General features: G+C 68.9%; 21 protein-coding genes. 13 read left to right on the forward strand and 8 right to left on the reverse strand.

The window, feature by feature from the left end; genetic code table 11:
• Positions 1 to 137: 137 nt before the first annotated feature.
• The 6 genes from OG589_RS03230 to OG589_RS03255 all read left to right on the forward strand — a co-directional run bounded on the left by OG589_RS03230 (position 138) and on the right by OG589_RS03255 (position 5,624).
• The gene (locus tag OG589_RS03230) at positions 138 to 1,559 is read left to right on the forward strand and encodes a purine-cytosine permease family protein (RefSeq protein ID WP_405145990.1); all 1,422 of its coding nucleotides are present in this window, start codon (positions 138 to 140) and stop codon (positions 1,557 to 1,559) included.
• Between the two features lie 221 nt (positions 1,560 to 1,780).
• Positions 1,781 to 2,086 (forward strand): hypothetical protein, encoded by a 306-nt coding sequence (locus tag OG589_RS03235; RefSeq protein WP_405145992.1) that lies wholly within the window; start codon positions 1,781 to 1,783, stop codon positions 2,084 to 2,086.
• Positions 2,083 to 2,316: a zinc ribbon domain-containing protein gene (locus OG589_RS03240; RefSeq protein ID WP_405145994.1), complete on the forward strand. Its 234-nt coding sequence runs from the start codon at positions 2,083 to 2,085 to the stop codon at positions 2,314 to 2,316. The genes OG589_RS03235 and OG589_RS03240 overlap by 4 nt, the downstream gene beginning before the upstream one ends.
• A 123-nt stretch (positions 2,317 to 2,439) precedes the next feature.
• Positions 2,440 to 4,101 (forward strand): IS1182 family transposase, encoded by a 1,662-nt coding sequence (locus tag OG589_RS03245; RefSeq protein WP_405145096.1) that lies wholly within the window; start codon positions 2,440 to 2,442, stop codon positions 4,099 to 4,101.
• 52 nt (positions 4,102 to 4,153) lie between these two features.
• The gene (locus OG589_RS03250; RefSeq protein ID WP_405145996.1) at positions 4,154 to 4,285 is read left to right on the forward strand and encodes a hypothetical protein; all 132 of its coding nucleotides are present in this window, start codon (positions 4,154 to 4,156) and stop codon (positions 4,283 to 4,285) included.
• Positions 4,286 to 4,379: 94 nt separating this feature from the next.
• Positions 4,380 to 5,624, forward strand: a complete 1,245-nt coding sequence (locus OG589_RS03255) for an ROK family protein (RefSeq protein WP_405145997.1) — start codon at positions 4,380 to 4,382, stop codon at positions 5,622 to 5,624.
• A 94-nt stretch (positions 5,625 to 5,718) separates the two neighbouring features.
• Here OG589_RS03255 and OG589_RS03260 read toward each other — a convergent pair whose 3' ends face one another.
• The 3 genes from OG589_RS03260 to OG589_RS03270 form a co-directional block, all read right to left on the reverse strand.
• Positions 5,719 to 6,495 (reverse strand): hypothetical protein, encoded by a 777-nt coding sequence (locus tag OG589_RS03260; RefSeq protein ID WP_405145999.1) that lies wholly within the window; start codon positions 6,493 to 6,495, stop codon positions 5,719 to 5,721.
• On the reverse strand, positions 6,492 to 6,989 hold the full coding sequence (locus tag OG589_RS03265; protein WP_405146000.1) for a SigE family RNA polymerase sigma factor: 498 nt from the start codon (positions 6,987 to 6,989) through the stop codon (positions 6,492 to 6,494). Before OG589_RS03265 ends, OG589_RS03260 begins: the two co-directional genes overlap by 4 nt.
• Positions 6,990 to 7,390: 401 nt before the next feature.
• Positions 7,391 to 8,200, reverse strand: coding sequence for an SAM-dependent methyltransferase (locus OG589_RS03270; RefSeq protein WP_405146002.1), 810 nt, complete (start codon positions 8,198 to 8,200; stop codon positions 7,391 to 7,393).
• A gap of 709 nt (positions 8,201 to 8,909) precedes the next feature.
• Here OG589_RS03270 and OG589_RS03275 point away from each other — a divergent pair.
• Positions 8,910 to 10,571, forward strand: coding sequence for a TROVE domain-containing protein (locus OG589_RS03275; RefSeq protein ID WP_405146004.1), 1,662 nt, complete (start codon positions 8,910 to 8,912; stop codon positions 10,569 to 10,571).
• Between the two features lie 75 nt (positions 10,572 to 10,646).
• Here OG589_RS03275 and OG589_RS03280 read toward each other — a convergent pair whose 3' ends face one another.
• A complete protein-coding gene (locus tag OG589_RS03280; RefSeq protein ID WP_405146006.1) occupies positions 10,647 to 11,522 on the reverse strand; it encodes a neutral zinc metallopeptidase in 876 nt (291 codons plus the stop codon).
• Between the two features lie 221 nt (positions 11,523 to 11,743).
• Between OG589_RS03280 and OG589_RS03285 the strand changes: the two genes are divergently transcribed.
• A complete protein-coding gene (locus OG589_RS03285; RefSeq protein ID WP_405146008.1) occupies positions 11,744 to 12,904 on the forward strand; it encodes a glutamate--cysteine ligase in 1,161 nt (386 codons plus the stop codon).
• Positions 12,905 to 12,952: 48 nt separating this feature from the next.
• Here OG589_RS03285 and OG589_RS03290 read toward each other — a convergent pair whose 3' ends face one another.
• The 3 genes from OG589_RS03290 to OG589_RS03300 all read right to left on the reverse strand — a co-directional run bounded on the left by OG589_RS03290 (position 12,953) and on the right by OG589_RS03300 (position 15,936).
• Positions 12,953 to 14,560, reverse strand: coding sequence for an NAD(P)-binding domain-containing protein (locus tag OG589_RS03290; RefSeq protein WP_405146010.1), 1,608 nt, complete (start codon positions 14,558 to 14,560; stop codon positions 12,953 to 12,955).
• Between the two features lie 162 nt (positions 14,561 to 14,722).
• Positions 14,723 to 15,286, reverse strand: a complete 564-nt coding sequence (locus OG589_RS03295; RefSeq protein ID WP_405146012.1) for a hypothetical protein — start codon at positions 15,284 to 15,286, stop codon at positions 14,723 to 14,725.
• Between the two features lie 89 nt (positions 15,287 to 15,375).
• The gene (locus OG589_RS03300; protein WP_405146013.1) at positions 15,376 to 15,936 is read right to left on the reverse strand and encodes a carboxymuconolactone decarboxylase family protein; all 561 of its coding nucleotides are present in this window, start codon (positions 15,934 to 15,936) and stop codon (positions 15,376 to 15,378) included.
• A gap of 274 nt (positions 15,937 to 16,210) precedes the next feature.
• Between OG589_RS03300 and OG589_RS03305 the strand changes: the two genes are divergently transcribed.
• Complete coding sequence (locus tag OG589_RS03305; RefSeq protein WP_405146015.1) at positions 16,211 to 16,606, forward strand: nuclear transport factor 2 family protein; 396 nt, start codon at positions 16,211 to 16,213, stop codon at positions 16,604 to 16,606.
• Between the two features lie 73 nt (positions 16,607 to 16,679).
• Here the strand turns inward: OG589_RS03305 and OG589_RS03310 are convergent, their stop codons facing one another.
• Entirely contained in the window at positions 16,680 to 17,378 is a 699-nt protein-coding gene (locus OG589_RS03310; RefSeq protein ID WP_405146017.1) for a carboxymuconolactone decarboxylase family protein, read from the reverse strand.
• Positions 17,379 to 17,641: 263 nt separating this feature from the next.
• Here OG589_RS03310 and OG589_RS03315 point away from each other — a divergent pair, with 263 nt between their 5' ends.
• The 4 genes from OG589_RS03315 (at position 17,642) to OG589_RS03330 (ending at position 22,213) form a co-directional block, all read left to right on the forward strand.
• Entirely contained in the window at positions 17,642 to 17,860 is a 219-nt protein-coding gene (locus OG589_RS03315) for an acyl-CoA carboxylase subunit epsilon (RefSeq protein ID WP_405146019.1), read from the forward strand.
• Between the two features lie 204 nt (positions 17,861 to 18,064).
• Entirely contained in the window at positions 18,065 to 19,060 is a 996-nt protein-coding gene (locus tag OG589_RS03320; RefSeq protein WP_405146021.1) for a DUF1702 family protein, read from the forward strand.
• 226 nt (positions 19,061 to 19,286) lie between these two features.
• Entirely contained in the window at positions 19,287 to 20,249 is a 963-nt protein-coding gene (locus OG589_RS03325; RefSeq protein WP_405146023.1) for a DUF1702 family protein, read from the forward strand.
• Positions 20,246 to 22,213 (forward strand): CRTAC1 family protein, encoded by a 1,968-nt coding sequence (locus OG589_RS03330; protein ID WP_405146025.1) that lies wholly within the window; start codon positions 20,246 to 20,248, stop codon positions 22,211 to 22,213. The genes OG589_RS03325 and OG589_RS03330 overlap by 4 nt, the downstream gene beginning before the upstream one ends.
• Positions 22,214 to 22,217: the final 4 nt, after the last annotated feature.

The raw sequence follows: 22,217 nt of genomic DNA on the forward strand, positions 1-22,217 counted from the left end.
GTCCAGGGGCCCCAGCGTGAACCACCGTCCCTTCCTGTACGGGGGCGAAGGCACCCGCATGGTGCCCGACATGGCAATTCATCCCTTTTAATTACATGCCCACTGCGCTTCGTCGCGCTCCCGGAGGTATTTGTCCCGTGGTCAACCGTGAACCTGGCACAGCAGGCTCGATCACCGGCGTGGAACGGCGGTCGATCGACTACATCCCCCTCGCCGAACGGCACGGCAAGGCGTGGCACCAAGGCCCGTTCTGGCTGACCGGCGGCTTCATGCTGCCGTCACTCCTGATCGGGTTCATCGGGCCGTCGATCGGACTGGGACTCGGCTGGTCCCTGCTGGCGGTCCTGTCCGGAATGGCGTTCGGCACGCTGTTCATGGCGCTCCACGCCAACCAGGGGCCGCGGCTCGGCCTGCCCCAGATGATCCAGTCCAGGGCGCAGTTCGGCGCCCGCGGCGCGATCTTCCCGCTGCTGATGGCGGTGTTCATCTACGTCGGCTACAACGTGTTCCAGCTGATCCTCGCCGGGGAAGCGGTCGCGATGTTCCTGCCGGGGGACAAGATCTGGTACGTCGTGTTCTCGGTGGTCGCCATCGTGATCGCCCTGGTGGGCCACGACCTCCTGCACACGGTGCAGCGCTACTTCAGCTACCTCATCATCGCGATCTTCGCGGTCCTCACGGTCGCCGCGGTGATCCACTTCCCGCTGGGGGGCGCTCACCCGATCGCGACGGGCTTCACGTTCTCGGCCTTCCTGGCGCAGTTCGCCGCGGCCGGCGGCTACCAGATCAGCTACGGGATCTACGTCTCGGACTACACCCGCTACCTCCCGGAGAACGTCCCGGACGGCAAGCTGATCGGCTGGACGTTCGTCGGCGGCTTCAGCGGCGCGGCCTGGCTGGGCGCCCTCGGCACGCTGATCGCGAGCTACGTCCCGTCGCCGAACGCGCTCACCCAGCTGTACGACATCGGCGACACGGTCTTCCCCGGATTCGGTGTGGTCGCCGTGCTGGCCACCCTGCCGGCCCTGGTCGGCACCTCGGGAGTCAACGCGTACGGCGCGATGCTGTCGGGTGCCACGATCGTGGACGGCATCAAGCGGGTCGACCCGACCCTGCGCGTGCGGATAGTCGGCGTGCTCGTCGTCGGCGTCGCCGGAGCCGTGCTGAGCCTGGGCATGCCCTCCAACTACATGCACAGCTTCGAGACGTTCATCGCGATCATGGTGAACCTGCTCGTGCCGTGGAGCGCCGTCAACCTGGTCGACTTCTACCTGGTGCGGCGCGGCCGCTACGCGATCGCCGACATCACCGACCCGAACGGCATCTACGGCCGCTGGGCGTGGCGGGGCCTGGCGGCCTACTTCGGCGGCTTCGTCGCCATGATCCCGTTCCTGTCCCTCAGCTTCTACAAGGGCCCGGTCACGGAGGCGTTGGGCGGGGCGGACCTGTCCTTCATCGTGGGCATGCTCGCCGCGGCCGCGCTGTACCTCCTGCTCACCCGTGACATACGGCAGGAGGACCTCCTCTCGCCGAGGCATCCCCAGCCGGTCGGGAACTGACACCGGCCCACCCGGCGAGGTGCGCCACCGCCCGTGGGGTGGCGGCGCACCTCGCCATCATGCATGTGGGGATATGTCATCTTCTGAGCGAAATATCCTGTTTAGCGGCGTAATGTCGAGACTTGACACGATTCCAACGAGTTGCAACACTTCCCATCGGTTCGCAAGCAAACTCCAAGTAGCGGCCCACGTTCAAGGGCCGGTTGCGGACCCGGTTGGCCGTGGACGTCCCACAGGCCCGCGATTTGCAGATCAAGCGGGTCAACCGGCGGTGGGGCGCGATCAATCTGCCCAAGGTCGGGCGGGTGCGGTTTCGGTGGACCAAGGGCCTGCCCGGCGTCACCAGGGGCGGCCCTGCCGGGCGGATCACCGGAGCGCGGCTGGTCAAGGATGCCCACGGCTGGCAGGTCGTGTTCCGCACCCAAACCCTGGTCGCGCCTGCCCCGGCCGTGCACCCAGGCCACACGGTAGGGATCGACCGGGGGATCACCGTCGCCTTGGGTCCGACCGGGGCGGCCACGTCGTGAAGGTCCCCGCGCGGGGGACCTTGCAGACCTGTCACCAGTGCGGCCACCGTGACCCGGCGGCCCGGGACCGGATCAGGTACGCCTGCGCCAACCCCGCGTGCGGTTGGGTGGGGCATGCCGACACCAACGCCGCGATCAATATCAAGAACGCCGTCGGAATGCCGGTGTCAGGACGTGGAGACCTCGGGGTTACCCGGTCTGCGAAGCGTCAACCCCCGCGCGCCGCTTAACCGCGACGCGACGGGAGAATCTCCGGCCTTCAGGACTTTGTTGCCCGATTCGGTTGATGATCGTTGATTGCTGACGCAGTCTGGGGTTACTTGGGCCGCGGAGAAGGTGGAGGAAGATCTGCCATGTCTCTGCGCCCCCAACCTGCCCGTCCGGTACCCGAGGCAACCGCCCAGGTCGCGCGCGCCGCGTTCCCCAAGGGATGCCTGGCGATGCGGGTCCGTGATGAGCTGGGCTCGCTGTTCGACGACGCGCAGTTCGCCGAGGCGTTCTCCGTGCGCGGTGGACCCGGGCTGTCGCCGGGCATGCTGGCGCTGGTCTCGGTCCTGGCGTTCGCCGAGAACCTGACCGACCGGCAGGCTGCTGACGCGGTGCGGGACAAGATCTCGTGGAAGTACGCTCTGGCTCTGGAGTTGACCGACCCGGGCTTCGACTTCTCGGTGCTGTCGCAGTTCCGCGACCGGCTGATCGAGCATGGGCAAGGGCAGCGCCTGCTGGATGAACTGCTGGCCCGCTGCCAGGAGGCGGGACTGCTGAGCGCCGGGGGCCGTCAGCGGACCGATTCCACCCACGTCATCGCCTCGGCGCGGATGCTGAACCGGATGGAGTTCGTCGGGGAGAGCCTGCGAGCTGCGCTGGAGGCGCTGGCCGCCGCTGCGCCGGACTGGCTGGCGGGGGTGGTGGCGCCGGAGTGGATCGAACGCTACGGAGCGCGGATAGATGGCTACCGCTTCCCCAAAGGCGCCGATGCCCGCACCCGCTGGGCCCTCACCGTCGGGACCGACGGATTCGCCCTGCTGGAGGCGGTTCACGCCGCCGGCGCCCCGGTCTGGCTGCGCCGTATCCCGGCGGTGAACATCCTGCGCCTGGCCTGGATCCAGCAGTATCACCGCGACGAGAAGGGGGTGCGCTGGCGGGAGGGCAAAGACCTCCCGCCAGGGAAAATCCGCCTGGCCACGCCGTATGACACCGATGCCCGCTACGGCGAGAAACGCGGCTCGGGCTGGGTCGGCTACAAGGTCCATCTGAGCGAAACCTGCGACCCCGACGCCCCGCACCTGATCACTGGTGTGCTCACCACAGACGCAGCGAGCGGCGATGCGGAGATGACCGAAGAGATCCACCAAGCGTTGGACGCTCGCGGGCTCCGGCCCCGTGAGCATGTGGTCGATGCCGGATATATCAGCATCGCCCTGCTGGTCAACGCCCGTGACCGCGATGGCATCGACCTGGTGGGGCCGGTCGGGGCCGACACCAGTTGGCAGGCTGCCACCGGGCTGGGCCAGGACGCCTTCACCATCGACTGGACCGCAAAGATCGCGATCTGCCCGCGCGGTGCCACCAGCATCAGCTGGTCCGACCAGCACAAACCCAGCGGCACCCCGATCACCCAGGTCCACTTCGACGCCCGCGACTGCGGCCCGTGCCCGGTCCGCGAACAGTGCACACGCGCGAGGGGGCATCGCTACGGACGCAGCCTGACCCTGCTGTCCCAGCCGTCGCAACAAGCCCTGGACCAGCAACGAGCCGAACAACAGACCGACGCCTGGAAGCAGCGCTACAACATCCGCGCCGGAGTAGAGGGCACCATCTCCCAGGCCATCCGCACCGGACGGATCCGCACCACCCGCTACCGGGGCCTGACCAAGACCCGGCTCGCCCACGTTCTCACCGCCTCCGCCCTCAACCTCATCCGCCTGGACGCCTGGTGGACCGACACCCCCATCCGCGGCACCCGAGCCTCTCACCTGGCACGACTTGGCGCTGATCTCGGGTTGGCAGCGTGAACCGAATCGGGCAACAAAGTCCTTCAGTTCCGGCCGGGGAGGAGTTCAAGACTTGCTGCTCACCCTCGCGCGCGCCGTCCCCGGTGGTCGCGCCGACGGCTCGTTGATGTTCACAATTGTTCGGGACTATGGCGCCTTTGACGAGATACTGCCGCAGCTACCGGTTGGTATTGTCGGGTTGTGACAGGATCTGTCGTGTTGTCGCGGTCGGCGAGGACGCTCTGGCGTGCCGTTGCGGCGGGCAACGATGACAACCCCGAGTCGTCAGGACCCCCACGATGCTGAAAGCCGGTCCGTCCCAGGAAGAGATTCGCCAGCACAATCTCGGCACTCTGCTCCGGCACGTGCACCTGGGCGGCGCGGTCTCGCGTGCGGCGCTGGCCGACCGGATGGGTCTGAACCGCAGCACGATCAGAGCGCTCACCGCTGAGCTCACCTCCGCGGGCCTGGTCCGCGAGGAACTCCCCAAGGAGACCGGCAAGGCGGGCCGGCCGTCGCTGGTGGTCCGGCCGGAGACCGACCGGGTGTACGTACTGGCCTTCGACATCCGCGTGGACCGGCTGGTCGCCGCCAGGGTCGGCCTGGGCGGAGTGATCTTGGACCGCAGGGAGGCGGTCCGCCCGCGCGCCGGGGTCGACCTCGACGACGTGGTGGGGGTGCTCGCCGGGTTCGCCCGCGAGATGCACCGCAATGCGCGTACGGACTCGGTGTGCGCCGGAGTCGGCGCGGCGTACTGCGGCATGATCAGGCCCGGTGACGGGATGGTGCGTTTCGGGCCGAACATGGGCTGGGTGGACCAGGCCTTCGGTGCCGAGCTCGGCGTCAGGCTGGGGCTCGGGCTGTCGGTCCTGGTGGGGAACGAGGCCCACCTGGGCGCGCTCGCCGAGCATGAACGCGGGGTCGGCATCGGCTTTCAGAACCTCATCTACCTGCACGGGGATGTCGGCGTGGGCGGCGGGATCATCGTCGGCGGCAAGCTGCTGGACGGCGACGGCGGGTACGGCTGCGAGGTCGGGCACATGATGGTGAACCCGTACAACGGGCGGCCGTGCGGGTGCGGCTCGCGAGGCTGCCTGGAGGCCGAGGTCGGCGAGCAGGCCCTGCTCGACGCCGCCGGCCGGTCCTCCGAGCCGGCCGGCCGCGAGGGCGTACGGGCCGTCGTGGCCGCCGCCGACCGCGGCGACGCGGTGGCCAGGGATGCGCTGCGCCGGATCGGCGACTGGCTCGGCATCGGGGTGGCGAACCTCATCAACCTCTTCAACCCGGGCATGGTGATCTTCGGTGGGATGCTCCGTGAGGTCTACCCGGGCTCGGCGGCCCAGGTCCACAGCCGGGTGGAGGCCAACGTGCTGGTGATCTCACGGGAGAAGGTCCAGCTCCGTACCTCGGCCCTCGGCGACGACGCCACCCTGATCGGCGCCGCCGAACTCGCCTTCTCCAAACTGCTGACCAGCCCCCTGGAAGTACTCGCCCACATGACGACACACCAGACCGCACACCGCCGGCAAGCTCTGGCCCGCTGAAACGACCGCTCGGTGAGCGGGCCGACTTGCCAACGCTGCCGACCTGGCGGTGCCGCCGGATAGTGCGCCGGGCCGCAACCTACTCACGAGAGGCTCACGAGCCGTCCAGCTTGTCGTAGATGCCCACGGACCACAGGCCCGGCCGGCGGCCGACCGCGGCGGCGATCCGTTCGGGCTTCGAGGCGAGCGTCTCCTGCGTGAACTTGCCGTCGCAGGTGCCCTGCTTCCGGTCGGCGACCTTACAGTTCGCGTACGGATCGCCTGGGGGGCCGTCGGAGATCGGCGCGTCTGCGGGGAACACCCAGACCTCGATGGTCTGCGGCCCCGCCAGCCATCCCGCGTCGACGGACTCCTCAGTGTGCTGGCTGTCAAGGCCGCTTCCCTGCCGGGCATCGCACCGGGAGAACTCGACGTGCGAGAAGCGCGGAGGGCCCTCCCGCACCAGCAGCGGAGGGCCCTCCCGCACCAGCACCCAAGCCATGGGATCGGCGCATCGGATGGCGCGGCCGGTGTAGGCGGTGGTCGGCCGGAACGTCACCTCCACCCTCTGCCCCACGAACTCGTGGGTCTCCACATGGATCAGCGACAGCTCGTCCAGGGATCCTTCCACCGTCTCGGGCAACTGGACGCCGGTCGTCACCTGCACCGAGGTCGCCGCGGTGTCCTTGCCGAAGCCGGGCACGACGACCCCGGACAGGGCGGCGATCGCCGCGGCGGCACCGGCCAGCGCGGCGAACGCGGTGGCACGCTGCCGCAGGCGCACCCTGCGTCCTCGCTCGGCGATCTCCTCCAGGCGAGCAGGCCGCTTCGGGCCGTCGCCGCCGCGTTCGGCGAGCACGGTACGGAGTTGGTTCTCTGTGAATTCACTCATCTCGTCGCCTCCAGCTCCAGATCCTTGACGTCCGGATTCACGCGAAGCCGTGCCAGCCCCCTGCTGAGCTGCGTCTTCACGGTTCCCAGTGAGCATCCGAGGGTGTCGGCCACCTGCTGCAGCGTGAGTTCTTCGAAGTAGTGCAGGACGATCACCCCGCGCTGCCGCTTCGACAGGGTGCCGATCGCCGTCCACAGAGCGTCGCGGTCGACCACGTTCCCGGCGAAGTCGCCCTCCACGGGACCTTCCGGCACCGCGTCAGTGGGCACTTCGCCCCGCCATCGCCTTCGCCACCAGGACGCGTGCGTGTTGACGATGATCCGGTACACATACCGGTCGGGATCGCCCTCGATCCTGCGCCACGCCGCCCAGGCCTTGGCCAGCGAAGTCTGCACGAGATCCTCCGCCACGGCCCAGTCCCGGGTGAGCAGGTACGCCGTCCGGCACAGCCGGTCGTGCCGCTGTGCGACGTACTCGGCGAAATCGCCCGCCATCTCGTCCCTCCGTCCAGGCCACCCTCACTGATCACTACCGCCTGGCCGGGCGATCCGGATGACAGCGCTATCAGTGAATCGGAGAGCGGGCGCGGCGAAGGGCCCTTGCGGTTCAACATGTACTTCAGCGCGGTCACGCCCTGCCGGCCGGGTGTGGAGAGCATCCGGTTGTAGCCCAGGTTCTCCTTCAGCCGGAACTTCAGGGCAAGGCGTCTATCTCGGACTGCCGGTTCGGTCCGAACGGACGGGTGGGGTAGTGCCAGACCTTCTTCGGGTCGTCGAAGAGCTTTCCGAACCCCTTGGGAACGTGGTCGGAGACGAAGGTGACCTCGGACGGCCGTGGATTTTCGCGAGCGGCTAGGCCCGCGTCAGATGCGGAAATCCGGGGGCGCCGATGAAGGTCAGCGGATGAGGCCGACTCCGCTGAAACCGTCGACGCCGGGGAGCGCGGGAAGGCTGGGCTCGTCCGCCTCCGGACGCCAGTCGTCGGTGGACACCAGGCCGGGCTCGACGAGCTCGAAGTCGTCGAAGAAACGCTGGATCTGCGCGCGTGACCGGGGGGTCGCCGAGCCTGCGGAGGTCCGGGTGTAGAGCTCACGGCCGGCGCGGACCTTGTCCTCATCGAGGTCGCCGAAGGACAGGTGGCTGATTGCCATCGCGCTTCCGGGGGCGAGCCGGTCGCTCAGCGTCTTGACGATCCGCTCGGCGACGTCGTCCTCGGGGATGAAGTGGAGTACGGCGAGCAGGAGCAGGCCGACCGGCCGGTCGAAGTCGATGTGCGCGCTGACGCGCGGATCGTCGAGGAGGACCTCGGGCTGTCTCAGGTCGCCGTCCAGCACGATGGTCTGCCGGTTGTCCGCGAGCAGGGCACGCCCGTGGGTGAGCACGATGGGATCGTTGTCGACGTAGACGATCCGGGATTCGGGGGCGACGCGCAGCGCCACCTGGTGGACGTTCTCCTGGGTGGGCAGGCCCGCCCCGATGTCGAGGAACTGGCGGATTCCCGTCTCGGCCATGAAGCGGACGGCGCGGCTGAGGAACCGCCGGTTGGAGCGGACGCCTTCCCTGACATTGGGCGTCAGCTCGGAGATCTTCTCGGCCGCCGCCCGGTCGGAGGCGAAGTTGTCCTTGCCGCCGAGAAGATAGTCGTAGATCCGGGCAACGCTCGGAACCGTCGGGTCGATCCCCAGCGATACCTGTTCCATGTCCATCCGCCCACCCTTACATGCGTTCTGTTGATCTTAAGGTATCCGATAGGCACCCCAGGCTGGAGGCCTGAATGACCAGCCGAGTGACAACGCCCTCGTGCAAGCCTCACCGGGTGGGCCTGGCGCTGTCGCGGAGCCGTGCAATCGCACGGCCCGGAGCAGAGGCGGTGGTATTTCGCCGGATCAATCTGACCCGCCGGAAATTCGGGTGTGCAGGCTCGCATTGATCTGTAGCGTTGCGTTTAGTTCGGCGGGCCGGGAGTGGGTACGGGTCGAAGGACATCGGTTATCTCTTTGAATCAGATCCGCCGGTGTCCGTTCACATATCCGTGCCGCCTCAAGGCCCGGTGAGCTGGTCGGTTCCGAAGTGTGCACGGGTCGAAGCTCGTCGGTTATCCACTTTTAATGGGGTTGTTGCGGGTTCGATTCCCGCCGCGGGTTCCATGCCCGCGTAGCTCAATGGCAGAGCACCTAAGACCGGTTGGCGTCCCCATATCCGTGCGCACCTCGGAGCCGATCGTTTCGCGAGTCCCGCCGGCGGCACGGGTCGAATCCGATCGGTTATTGGTGATCACAGGTTCGAATCCTGTCGGGTCTTAGGGCCTGATGACTCCGGTCGGTACGCCATATCCGTGCCGTCAGCGGGGTTCGCGAAGCAGGGGAGACCCTCCACATCCGCCGCGAAGGCGGGTCGAACCGAACGGAGGCCGATATGGCTCGTGACCCTCTCGCGTCGATCTCGACGATCGCGACCCCGCAGACCCGGCGCATCCCCGGCCGGGCCGACCAGGTCCGCAACGCCGCCGGCGGGTACGCGCACGCCAAGGACCTGTGGACCCGCCTGGAGGATTTTCTCATCCTCGGCACCACGGGCGGCACGTACTACGTGGGCGAGGACAGGCTCACCGCCGAGAACGCCGGCGTGTTGTTCGAGGCCGTCGCCGAGGACGGCCCGCGGGTCGTCTCGCTGCTGACCGGCATCTCGACCGCCCGCCCGCCTCGGGCGCCGAAGAACCGTCCGGCGCTGTTCGCCCTCGCCGCCGCGTACGCCAAGGGGGACCCCGGCACCCGGCAGGCGGCCAAGCTCGCGCTGCCCAAGGTGGCCCGCACGACCGACCACCTGGCGTCGTTCTTCGGCTACTACAAGAGCCTCGGCGGCAAGACGACCGGTCAGGGCTCGGCTCCGGTGATGGGGCGGTCGCTGCGTACGGCGCTCGGGTCGTGGTTCCTGGCCGGCGAGCCGGACGCCGTGGCGTTCAGGGTGTGCAAGGCGGCCCAGCGCAGGACCCCGGCGGGGGAGGCGTTCGCGCTGCGGGACGTGCTCCGCATGGCGCACCCGCAGGCGGACTCCGGCCAGCGGAAGGCGCTGTTCGGGTGGATCGCCGGGAACGTCACCGACGAGCAGGCCCGTGAGGCACTGCCCTCGGTGGACGCGTTCCTCACCGCCAAGGCCGTCACCACGCCCGCCGACGCCGTGCGGGTCGTGACCGAGCGGAGGGTGCCGTGGGAGTTCCTCCCGGACGCGATGCTCCGCGAGCCGGCGGTGTGGGATGTCCTGGTCGACACGGTGGGCATGACCGCGCTGATCCGCAACCTGGCCCGCATGACCCGCATCGGCACCCTGAAGCCAATGGGTGACGCGACGCGCAGGGCCGCGGCGCGCCTCACCGACGCCAGGGCGCTGCTGAAGGCGCGGATCCACCCGATGGACGCCTGGCTGGCCATGGGCGTCTACGCGTCGGGTGTCAGCCGGCCGAACCCGCGGGCCGACGAGCAGAGGTGGAAGCCCGTGCCGGCGATCCTCGACGCCCTGGAGGAGACCTACGAGCTGTCGTTCGGCACGGTCCGGCCGTCCGGGAAGCGCCTGCTGGTCGCCGTCGACTCCTCCGGGTCGATGAGCTACGCGGGTGTGACCGTGGGCGGGTCGCCGCTCGGCCGGGTCTACACGGTGGCCTGCGCGATGGCGGCGATGCTCGCCCGCATCGAGAAGGGCGACGCGCACGTCATCGACGTCGACACGGAGGTGCACGCCTCCAAGGTGACGCCGCGTACCAACCTGCGGGAGATCGCCTCCTGGCGGCCCTCGGGCGGCGGCACCGATCTGTCGCTGCCGTTCTCGTGGGCCCAGGCCGAGGGGATGGAAGTGGACGGGTTCGTGGTGTTCACCGACAACGAGACCTGGGTGGGTCGATCGCACCCGTCGCAGGCGCTCACCGCGTACCGGCGCCGCGTCAACGCGGACGCCCGGGTGGTCGTGTCGGCGATGACCCCGGCCGGGTACACGATCGGCGACCCGGAGGACGCGGGCGTGCTGAACGTCGCCGGCCTGGACGCGTCCCTCCCGTTGATCGTCAACGGGTTCGTCCGCGCCTGACCACCCCCGGGGCGCGGGGGCCGAAGAAGGCCAATGCGGTCGCTCCGAACGAGCCGCGTGCCTTCTTTCATCGGGTCAGGTGACGGCTTGTGGGTGGGCCGTCCAGGTGTTGCAGGTGCGGGGATTGGCGGACCTGTAGCCTCGTTCGAGCCATTTGAGCTGGGTCGAGAGCCGGCCGTGGTCGCGTACCCAGCTCGCCGGGAGCGTCCCGTAGTACCAGGAGCGGAACTCCCACCAGGCGGGCATCTCATCGCCCATCGCCTTGATCGCGACACCCGCGAAGCACTCGGCCTGGAGTTCGAGCCGCCTGCTCAGGAGATCCTTCTCGCCCTTCGACTTGGTTCCGATCACCTCGTCCCACATGTAGTCGCTGATGTTCGTCATGTTCTGGACGTGGTGGCCGTACTCGTGGGCGGTCACCTCCGCCACCCAGGACGCGCCGCTCGGCTGGAGCTCGGCGCGCTCGACGAGGACGTAGTACGTCCTGGTCTCGTCGCAGTACGTGCCGCCGGCCCCCTTGAAGGGCATGAGCCCGCAGTCGCGATCCTTCACGCGGTGGCGCACGAACTTGCGCTTGGGCGGGGTGAAGTAGATGCGCGTGCGCTCGAACTCGCGCGCCCAGATCCGGTCGAGGCAGGACGAGACCGCCCCGAGGTAGCGCTTCATGGACGCCCAGTCGCCGGCCCTGATGGCGGGGATCCGGCAGTTCGCCTTCGCCCGCGGCGCGGTGTAGAGCCGGCTCTTCACCGCGGCGGTGCGGTCGTACGGCAGCGGCAGCGTCTTCGAGGCGGACCTCGACGGCGACGGCGACGGTGACGGTGACGGCGAGGTCGACGGCGAGACCAGCGGCGTCGCGGACCACTGTGGCACCGCCATGGGGAGCGGATCGGGCTCCGTCGTGCACGCGGCCGTGAAGGCGCAGACCAGCAGCAGCGGGAGGAGACGGCGCATGATCGTGGAGCTTATGCACCGCTTATTACGAATCAGGCACTCATGGTGGGATATCCGGTAGTTGGGCTTCTTCCAGGATGCTCTTCCGGGTGAAATGCCGTTTCGCGCCTGCGAATCGCGGATGCGCCTGGGTAACGTGGCGTGGTTGAGAAGCGGGCCGCCAAGTCTCGTCCATGACGCGGACGCTGACAAGGGGCGATCTTTCCAAGGTGGGAGTCGGGATGACGGCGATCGTGGACGAAGCACAGCCGCTACCTTTCGATGCGGTCTGCCCGCTGATGGGGGTGGAAGAGGAGTACCTGGTCGTGAACCCGGCCACGCGGGAGGTCGCGCCGAGGGCGGCCTCGATCGTGCGGCGCGCGGAGGCGGAGCTGGGCGACCAGGTCTGCACCGAGATCACCCGCTTCCAGGTGGAGGCCAAGACGACGCCGTGCGCCGACGTCTCGGAGCTGGAGGGCCAGCTTCGGCGGATGCGGTCGGTGGTGGCCGCCGCGGCCCGCGCGGAAGGGCTCGCCGTGGTCGCCTCAGGCACGCCCGTGCTGGGCGACGTGGTCCCGCCGCCGATCACCGACCATCCCCGTTACGGGGTGGGCATCGCCAACTACCGCGGGCTGCACGACGAGCAGAGCATCTGCGCCGGCCACGTCCACGTGCACCTGCCGGACCGGGAGCGGGCCGTGCTGGTGAGCAACCACCTGCGCCCGTGGCTGCCGGTGCTGATCGCGATGATGGCCAACTCGCCGTACTGGGCCGGTCGCGACACTGGATACGCGAGCTGGCGCACGCTGTGCTGGGGCAAGTGGCCGGTGGCGGGGCCGCCGCCGTACTTCGGCTCGCTGAGCGAGTACGACGAGCTGGTCGGCGTGCTCACCGACTCGGGGGCCCTGGTGGATCCCGGGACGATCTTCTGGGACGTACGGCCGTCGGCGCGGCTGCCCACGCTGGAGGTCCGGGTGACCGACGTGCCCGCCACCGCCGAGGAGTCCGCGCTGCTCGCGGCCGTCGTGCGCGCCCTGGTGGTGGTGTCGCTGGAGCGGGTCGAGCGCGGCGATCCGGGTACGCCCGTGTCGGCCGAGCGGCTGCGGGTGGCGTACTGGCGGGCGGCCCGCGACGGCCTGGACGGGCACGGCGTCGACCCGGTGGCCGGTGAGCTGCGGCCGGCCGGTGACCTGCTCTCGGGGCTGCTGCGGCACATCCGTCCCGCCCTGGAGGAGGCCGGCGACCTCGACATGGTGACGCGGCGGCTGCGGCGGCTCCGCGTCGCCGGCACCGGGGCGGCACGCCAGCGCGCCGCCCACGACCGGCGCGGGCGGGCCGCCGACGTCGTCGACCACCTGGTGGCGCACCTGGTCGCCCCGGACGGTTCGGGCGAGGTCGTCTGACGCGCTCCCGCGAGCTCAGGCGGGCTCGTCCGACACGCTCCCGCGAGCTCAGGCGAGGTCGTCTGACGGGCTCCCGCCGGCTCGGGCGGGGTCGTCCGACAGGTCTTCCCGCGCGCCGAGGCGGGCGGCGAGGAACGCGCGCAGCGGCTGTACGTGCCTGACCGGGTCGCGCCACTGGGCCAGCAGGTCTTCGAGCAGGTGCCGCTCGCCGACCTGCTCGCGATGCCGCCAAGCCCGGACGACCGGGTGCAGGAAGGCGCTCTCGTGCGCCCGCTCCGGGGTCGGGTGCCGCTGGATCGCGAACACGTCGCCGTAGTCCTGCCGTCCCCATCGCAGGGTGACGGTGAAGTACAGCGGGTGGCCGGCGAACCGCTCGACCGCGTAGTCCTCGGGCAGGTCCTCGTAGTGCAGGATCTGCCCGGCCGCCTCGTCGACGACGTACACGTCGCACAGGTACTCGAACTGCGTCCACAGCGCCGAGCTGTAGTTGACCCGGTCCAGCATGGTCGCGGTGAGCCGGCCGGGGTCGACCGGCAGCACCTCCTGGCGCAGCGGCGCCTCGTCGTAGCGCTCGGCGAGGAGGGCGGCCAGCGTGCGCAGGTTGTAGCGGAACCCGTCGATGAAGGCGGAGGAGGCGCGCTTGAAGTCGCGGGCCTGCATCAGGGTGCCGGCGAAGTACAGTCCCTCGACGTTCGCCGACTGGAAGTCCGGGCGGATCGCCGGCATCCGCCCGTTCGGGGCGAGCTCGGGCATGCAGGAGGCGTCGAACAGGCCGGTGTCCATGGTGAAGCCCGTGCAGCGCAGCACCGCGTCGTATTCCAGGACCGCCTGCTCGCCTTCGGCGAGGGTGTAGGTGATCGCGGCCTTGTAGCGGTCGCCCTCGCGCCAGATGCGGTCGACCTGGCATTCGAGCACGCCGTGCAGGGTCTTGAACCAGTAGCTGTCGAGCAGCGCGCCGTACTGGCCGCGCACGTGACCGGGGTGCTTGCTCGTCCACGCGAGCCGTACGGGGCTCGGGCTGGCCAGGTGGATGATGGCGGCCTGGCCGAGTATGGCCTGGGCTGTCTCGAACGCCGAGTTGCCCTTGCCGATGATCAGCACGCGCTTGTCGGTGAAGTCCTCCGCGGACACCGAGATGTCCTCGTATCCCACCGCCAGCTCGATGCCGGGGATGTCGGGGATGTGCGGGCCGCCCCAGCCGGTGGCCATGATCAGGCATTCGGCGCGGAACACATCGTCCCCCGCGTGCACGACGAAGCGCCCGTCGACCTTCTCGACGCGGTCGACGGGCGTGGAGTACCGGACGTTGAGCGCGTGCTCCCGCTGGAAGTCGGCGAGGTAGCGCACCAGGTCGTCCGCGCTCGGGAAGTACTCCTGCGAGTAGCGGGGGAACATCAGGTCGGGTGAGTCGTTGAGCAGGGAGTTCCAGTCCCAGCGCAGGGCGATCTCCGGGTCCTTCTCGCCGGTGTGCACCTTGTTCAGCGAGATGAGCCTGCGGTGGCGCGGGTAGCGGCGGAAGAAGCCGCCGGGGGATTCCTCGCGTTCCAGGGTGAGGTAGTCGGCCCCGGCGCGCCGCAGGAAATAGCTGAGCTGCAGCCCGCCCGGGCCGGCACCGATGATCAGGTAACGGTGGACGTGCTCGCCTGATGTCGTCATCGGACCTCACGCTCCGCCCGGGCCGGCCTGCTCAGCGGCCGGGCGGCCTGCGGGCGGTGGCGGGGCGGAGCCGCGGTGCCGGGTGAGCCGGCGGCCGATGCGACAAAGGGCATGAGCACTCCATGTGCGTCGAGGACAGGGATTTTCCGGGGCTCGCGTCGTTCAGGCCGCGGCGGTCGCGCAGCGGCAGTTCATCGACGCCCGCTCCGTGGGGGTGGGCCTGCGGTGCAGCCACATGGCCACCACCATGGGCGCGAACACGATCGCGTTGTAGAACAGGTGCAGCTCGACGCGGGGCACCAGCAGCTGGATCACGCTGGTGGGCACCGGCCTGCCCAGCAGGTGGTAGCCGGTGAGCGCCTGGAGGAGCAGCAGCAGGTGCTCCAGGTGGTGCCACACCTGGATGCCCAGCGAGATGTTCCACCAGGTGCGGGAGCGGCCGGTGAAGCCCTTGCGGAGCACGATCAGCCCGACGAGCATGACCAGCGCGTACCCGTAGTGCATCCACTCGGAGGTCACCAGCCACGGGAACGGCCGTCCGAGCACGCCGCGCGCCTCGGGCACCGGCCAGCCCAGGGCGTAGATCTGTATCGCCTGCGCCACGTGCTCGGCCCAGTGCGCCAGCACGATCACCAGGAAGACGTTCAGCCCGGCTCGGTGGTAGTCGGTGTTCAGCGAGGTCAGCAGGTCCGCTCTGGGGGGTAACGCGCTTGAGTGGCTGGCCATGGGTCTCCTCCACGGACGTCGGTCGGGCGTACGCGTCTGCTCGGCGCTCTTTCGGGGGGTGGGACGGGCGTCGACTGACGTCGGTGGTGTCAGGCCTGGCGCTGCGACTCGGCGAGCAGCCCCAGATAGCCGTCCGAGACGATCCGTCTCGCCCGGGCGGCGTAGCCTGCGGGATCATCGGGGGCGATTGTCGCGAGGCCGTCGACGTAGCGGTTGTACATGCAGAACGCCGCGGCGATCAGCACGGTGTCGTGGATCTCCAGGTCAGTGGCTCCCGCCGCGCGGGCCTCGGCGACGTCCTTGTCGCCGACCTCACGCCCGCTCCGCTGGACCGCGCCGGCGATGGCGAGCAGGGCCCTCAGCTTGTCGGACACGGGCGCGGCGTCGAGGTCGGCGCGGACCTGCTCCACCAGTTCCATGCCCTCGGGGAGCTGCGCCGCCGCGTAGGCGGCGTGGGAGGAGTAGCAGTAGCGGCACTGGTTCAGCGCCGACACATACGCCGCGATCAGCTCCCGCTCGCCCCGGGAAAGGGTGCTCTCCTGACGGAGCAGCACCTCCACCAGCTCGTTGAGCGGGCGGGCCGTCTCCGGACGGAAACGGAACAGGCCACGGATCCCCGGTTCATCTGAGTTGAGGCTGATGTGGGGCATGGTCGATTCCTCACCGGCGAGGAGGGGCCTCCTCACTCGCAGTCGTGGGCGAACAGATCCATCCGACAGACGCTCATGTTCGCTACCGGATGGCCCCGATGTCAACGGGCGGTTTCTCCGCGCCTCCTCAATGGTGGCCGGGGTCTTTCCCGCCGTCGTTACCGGGACGTGACCATAAGGTAAGTCTGTCCTAACTCCCTTGTTTGCTCTCGCGGCCAGGCGTAGCGTCACCGTCGCCCCCCAAAAGATCCGCACCATCTCCAGGAGGCCGTTCATGTCCGAACATCCCAACGTCAACCCCGCCCGCGAGAGTTACGACGCGATCGCCAAGGGTGACCTGGACTACATTCGCGACAACCTGCTCGCGGAAGACGTGGTATTCCACGTTCCCGGCCAGGGTTCACTGGCCGGCGACCACACCGGCAAGGCGGACGTATTAACTTATCTCGGAAAGCTCGGGGACCAGACCGAGAGTTCCCTGCGGTACGACCCCGACGCGTTTCTCGCCGATGACGAGCACGTGGCGGTCCTGCTCCGTATCCGGGGAAATCGTGACGGCAAGATCCTCGATGGCCGGGGTGTTCACGTATTCCGCATCGTCGACGGCAAAATCGCCGAGCGCTGGAGCTTCCCGTACGATTCCTATGTGATCGACGACTTCTTCTCGTAAACGCGCGCGGCGCACGGCCACCCGGCTCACGCGGACCCAGAGGTCGGAGGTCGCGGCGAGCCGGGTGGCCCTGTCATGACGCCTGACGCTGCGACTCGGCCAGTACGGCGAGGTATCCGCCCGTCATCTTGGCCCGTGCGGCGTAGACGGCGGGGTCGTCGGGGGCGAAGGTGGACAGGCCGTCGACGTAGCGGTTGTACATGCAGAACGCCGCGGCGATGAGCACGGTGTCGTGGATCTCGGTGTCCGACGCGCCCGCCGCCCTCGCCTCGGCCACGTGCTGCCTGGAGACCCGCTTCCCGCCTTCCTGGACCGCCCCTGCGATGGCCAGCAGGGCCTTGAGCTTGTCGGAGACCGGCGCCGACTCGAGGTCGGCGCACACCTGCTCCACCAATGTCATGCCCTCGGGAGCCCGTACGGCCGCGAATGCCGCGTGGGTGTAGAAGCAGAACCTGCACTGGTTCAGCGCGGAGACATAGGCCGCGATCAATTCGCGTTCACCGCGGGTCAGCGTGCTCTCCCCGCACAGCAGCACCTCGGAAAGCGCGTTCAAGGGGAGAGCCGTCTCCGGGCGGAAACGGAACAGGCCGCGAATTCCCGGCTCGTCGGTGTTCAGTTCGATGTGCGGTGACGCGGCGCCCGCGGGGCCCATGGGAACCAGCGGGGGGCGTTCGGGCCATTCGAGCCCACAGGTGTGGCCGGCGGGCTCGGCGACGGCGGGTAATTCGAGGGCGATGTTCCCGCGGGTGGGAAAGGCCACTGCGTTCGTCATTGTCTTGACCCCTCTTCTCGGCTGTCATTCGTTCTCGCACCACCAACTCTGCGCTTTTCGCTGCCGGCGGGACAGGGTTCGCCGAGTCAGCAAGCTGCCCCGCCGCCGCCGCTTCCTGCCACGCCCGGCGCTTGACACGCCCCCGCTTGGCGCGCGCCGGGAATCGCGTTCCAGCTGCGCATTCGAGAAGTTGCGGCCCTCCCGGCCCGGGGGCGACCCTCATAAGAGCGCTGAAGAGGGCGGGTCCCGACCGGAGGTACGACATGGCGCAGAGCTTGTACCTGAGGGTGATCCGCGGCAATCCGACACCGGAGGAACTGGCGGCGCTCATCACCGTCCTGAACGCCCGCGCCGCCTCCGCCGCTCGCGCGGCAGCGGCGTCCGCGGCCCCCGCGTGGGTCGACGGCGCCCGCTCCGCGCGCCGGCCGGCCGCGCCGAGCTCCAGCCCCGCCGCGTGGCGCGTCAGCGGGTGGACCGGCTAGGGGGGGACCCCGCTCTGTTCCATCGAAGCCCCTGCTTCCGCGGGGGCTTCTTTCTTTCTGGGTACTGGCAACACGATTCACTACAGATCATTACTTAGCACAGCAATCAGGGAGATGTGCCTCAACGATCGGCATATGACCATTAAATGGTCACGCTGGTGGGAGTAACCGTCATCGGCTGACGGCGAAAAGACGAGGAGCATTATGCCAACCCTGTTAGGTTCCCTGCGCAGGCTCGTGCTGACTCCGTCGCTGGCCGACGTGACTTTCAGCGTGCGCGGTTTCCCGTCCACGCCGTCGCCCGCAACGCGCAAGCTGGAGGCCATTCCCCAGGCGGTGATCTGTGGATTCGAATGGGGAATCGACGCGCGTGACCAGTGGGAGGTCGAGCGCCGGCTGAGCATGGTCGACCAGGAATTGCGCGGATTCGCCTACGAGGGCGCGACGATGGCTTTCACGATCGTCGACTCGATGGGCGGCGGCCGGGGCACCCGCACCCGTGATCTGCTCCTCGGCCCCGGGCAGCCGCACATCTTCCTCACCTACATCGGCATCGGCTTCGCCATGGCACGCCTGCCCAGGCCGCTGTGGAAGAAGATCATGCCGGACCTGAGCGGGTCGGCGTACTACCCGACCATGAGCTGGCTGGCGGTGGACGGGTACGGCTTCGACCGCGCCTACTTCGACACCCGGCGCTGGGTCGACGAGCAGCGCGTCCCCACCCCCTACGCCTGGGAAGGGTCTCCCGACTACTTCCTGCGGGCCGTCGACCAGGGCATCGGCCGCGCACTGTGGTTCATCCACGCGGGGCGGGTCCCCGACATCGCCGCCAGGGTGGGGGGTTTCGCGGCTCACCGGCAGGCCGACCTGTGGAGCGGGGTCGGCCTGGCGGCGACGTTCGCCGGCGGTTCCGTGGCCGAGGGGCTCACCGCGCTGCGCCGCGCGGCAGGCGACCACCATCCCGAGCTGGCCCAGGGTGTGGTCTTCGCGGCCAAGGCGCGCGACTTCGCCGGCTTCGTGCCGCAGCACACCGAGATGGCCGCCGCCATCCTGGCCGACCTGTCGATGGAGGGCGCCGTGGCGCTCGCCGACAGCACCGCCGTGGAGTCCGGCGGAACCGAATCGGTTCCCGCATATGAATTGTGGCGGCGCGCGATAAGCGCGCATTTCATTTCGTCGGGAGACCGTGTCCCGAGCTGACACCCCCGCCGCTTGACGGCGTACGGCGATTCTCGCGTGGGGCGGGATCCTTTTGGCCGGGCGGCTCATTCGAGCATGCCCGGAAAACGGTTCCCTCCTTCTGCTGAGCACGTTTGAAGTGGACCCGAGGTCGGCCTATATGGCTACATTTAGGTAAAGATTACCCCACGGTGAAGGGGAAACCCCCGAGGGGAGGGAGAGGCAATTGGCCAGCATTCTACGGTCATTGAGAAGCCGTATTCTGACACCCAACGTCTCGGAGACGAAGCTCTCGACACGTGGTTTCCACGTGAAGAGCCCGGAAGCCCGAGACCTGTTGGAGAAGGTCGGCGAGACGTTCCTCACCGGTTACGCCTACGCGGCGGAGGCCCGTACGCCCGCCGAGGCCGAGGAGCGTCTGGAGGAGATTCCGGAGCGGTTCCGGGGCTTCGCCTACGAGGGCGCGGGCATGGGGTTCGCCATCCTCGACGCGACGCCGCTCTCGCGCGGGCCGAAGGTCGCCGGCTTCCTCGCCGGCCGGCGGGGTGACGCCCAGATCTACCTGGTCTACGTCGGCGTCGGCTGGGCGATGGCGCGGCTGCCCAAGTTCCTGTGGTCCAAGCTCTACGCGCCCGACCCGCTGCTGCGGTATCTGGCGCTCGACGGATACGGGTTCCACCAGGCCTACTTCCGCACCGACCAGTACGTGCACGGGCAGTACCAGGACCCGGGCTTCCCGTGGCCGGCCGACGCCCCGCAGGGGTACGCCAACCGCGTCATCGACCAGGGCATCGGGCGGGCCATGTGGTTCGTCGGGGGCACCGACGTCGACGTGGTCACCACGATGATCAACCGGTTCCCCGAGCACCGGCGAGGCGACCTCTACGCGGGCGCCGGGCTGGCGGCCACCTATGCCTGCGGCGCCGAAGAGGACGAGCTGCGGGCGTTCAGGGACCGGGCGGGCGTATACCGCCCGCAGCTCGCCCAGGGCTCCGCCTTCGCGGCCGAGGCCCGGGTGAAGCCGGGACTGGTGGTGCCCGCCACGGAGATCGCCACCCGGGTTTTCTGCGGCGTGACGCCGGAGCAGGCGGCGCGGATCAGCAACGAATCCCGCCCCGACCAGCGGATCCAGGGTGATGTGCCGGCCTATGAAGTGTGGCGCCGGCGGATTGCCGACCAATTTGTCTCTCTTGGAGGTGTTAGCCCGTGACTGCGACCCTTGGCTGGCTGCGCAGGCAGCTACCGGGAATCGTCGCCCTCGTGCTGGTCACGAGCGTCTTCTTGATCGCCCGCCTGCCCTCGTACTCCGCGGCCGAGACCGCGACCATCGCGAGCAAGTTCTCGTTCAAGCCGTTGTCCATCGCCCTGCCCAGTGGATACACAGAGCAGACGATCCGCAAGGTGAACAAGGACTACAAGCACATCGACGCGTGGATCTCCTCGGTCGGTGCGGCGATCGCGATGAACGACCTCGACGGTGACGGGCTTTCCAACGACCTCTGCCTCGTCGACACGCGTATCGACCAGGTCGTCGTGACGCCGACCCCGGGTGCCCGCTCCGACCGGTACGCGCCGTTCGCCCTGAACCCGGGCGCGCTGCCGATGAACGACCACATGGCGCCCATGGGCTGCGTCCCCGGCGACTACAACGAGGACGGCCGCATCGACCTGCTGGTCTACATGTGGGGCCGCACCCCGATCGTGTACCTGGCGAAGCCGAACGCGACCAAGCTGGGGGCCGACGCCTACCAGCCGACCGAGCTGGTGCCCGGCGCGAACTCCACCAACGGCCAGTACACCGGCCCGCAGTGGAACAGCAACACCGCCACCGTCGCCGACTTCGACGGGGACGGCCACGACGACATCTTCATCGGCAACTACTTCGCCGACAGCCCGGTTCTCGACTCCACCGTCAGCGGCGGCGTCCACATGAACCACTCGATGTCCGACGGCCACAACGGCGGCGAGGACTACTTCTTCCGCTGGACCGGGGCGACCACGGGTGACAATCCCTCGGTCACCTACCAGCGCCTGGACAACGTCCTGTCGAAGGAGGCGTCGAAGGGCTGGGAGCTCGGAGCCGCCGCCGCCGACCTGGACGGCGACCAGCTTCCCGAGCTCTACCTCGCGAACGACTTCGGCCCGGACCGGATGTTCTACAACCAGTCCACCCCGGGGCACATCAAGCTCTCGCCCGTCGAGGGCGTCCGCACGCCGCTAATCCCCAAGTCCAAGACGATCGGCCACGACTCCTTCAAGGGCATGGGCGTGGACTTCGGCGACCTCAACCACGACGGCATCTACGACATGTTCGTCAGCAACATCACGACGTCGTGGGGCATCGAGGAGAGCAACTTCCAGTTCATGTCCACGGCCAAGAACCAGGCCGACCTGCGCGCCAAGCTGCGCGCCGGCGAGGCGCCGTGGAAGGACGAGAGCGCTCCCTCCGGCACCGCGTGGTCGGGCTGGGGCTGGGACGTCAAGATGGAGGACTTCAACAACGCCGGTGAGCTGTCGATCGCCCAGGCGACCGGGTTCGTGAAGGGCCAGACCGACCGGTGGCCGCAGCTCCAGGAGCTGGCCACGGCCAACGACCAGCTGCTGCAGAACCCCTTCTGGTGGCCGAACGCGCAGGCCGGCGACGACATCGGCGGGAACCAGACGCTGCACTTCTTCGCCAAGGGCCCGACGGGACGCTACGTCGACCTCGCCCCCGAGCTCGGCCTCGCCATCCCGGTGCCCACCCGCGGCATCGCCACCGGCGACTCCGACGGTGACGGCCTCGTGGACTTCGCCGTCGCCAGGCAGTGGGGCGAGCCGGTCTTCTACCAGAACCAGAGCGCCTCCTCCGGCGCGTACCTCGGGCTGCGGCTCACCCGGGACCAGGCTCCGGTCGCGGGGACGCTTCCGGCTCCCGGCTCACCGGTCACCGGCGCCCAGGTCACGGTGAAGACGGCGGACGGCCGGTCGTTCATCGGCCGCGTCGACGGCAGCAGCGGCCACTCCGGCCGGCGCTCCACCGACGTCCACATCGGTCTGGGCCAGAACGTCACCGGTCCGGTGCAGGTGCACCTCCGCTGGCGCGACCGCACCGGACAGGTTCACGACCAGGATCTTCAGCTGACCACGGGCTGGCACTCGCTCGTGCTCGGCCAGCAGGCCAAGGAGAAGTGATCGA

Origin of the sequence: Sphaerisporangium sp. NBC_01403 (assembly GCF_045040145.1) — a bacterium.
GTDB lineage: Bacteria > Actinomycetota > Actinomycetes > Streptosporangiales > Streptosporangiaceae > Sphaerisporangium > Sphaerisporangium viridialbum.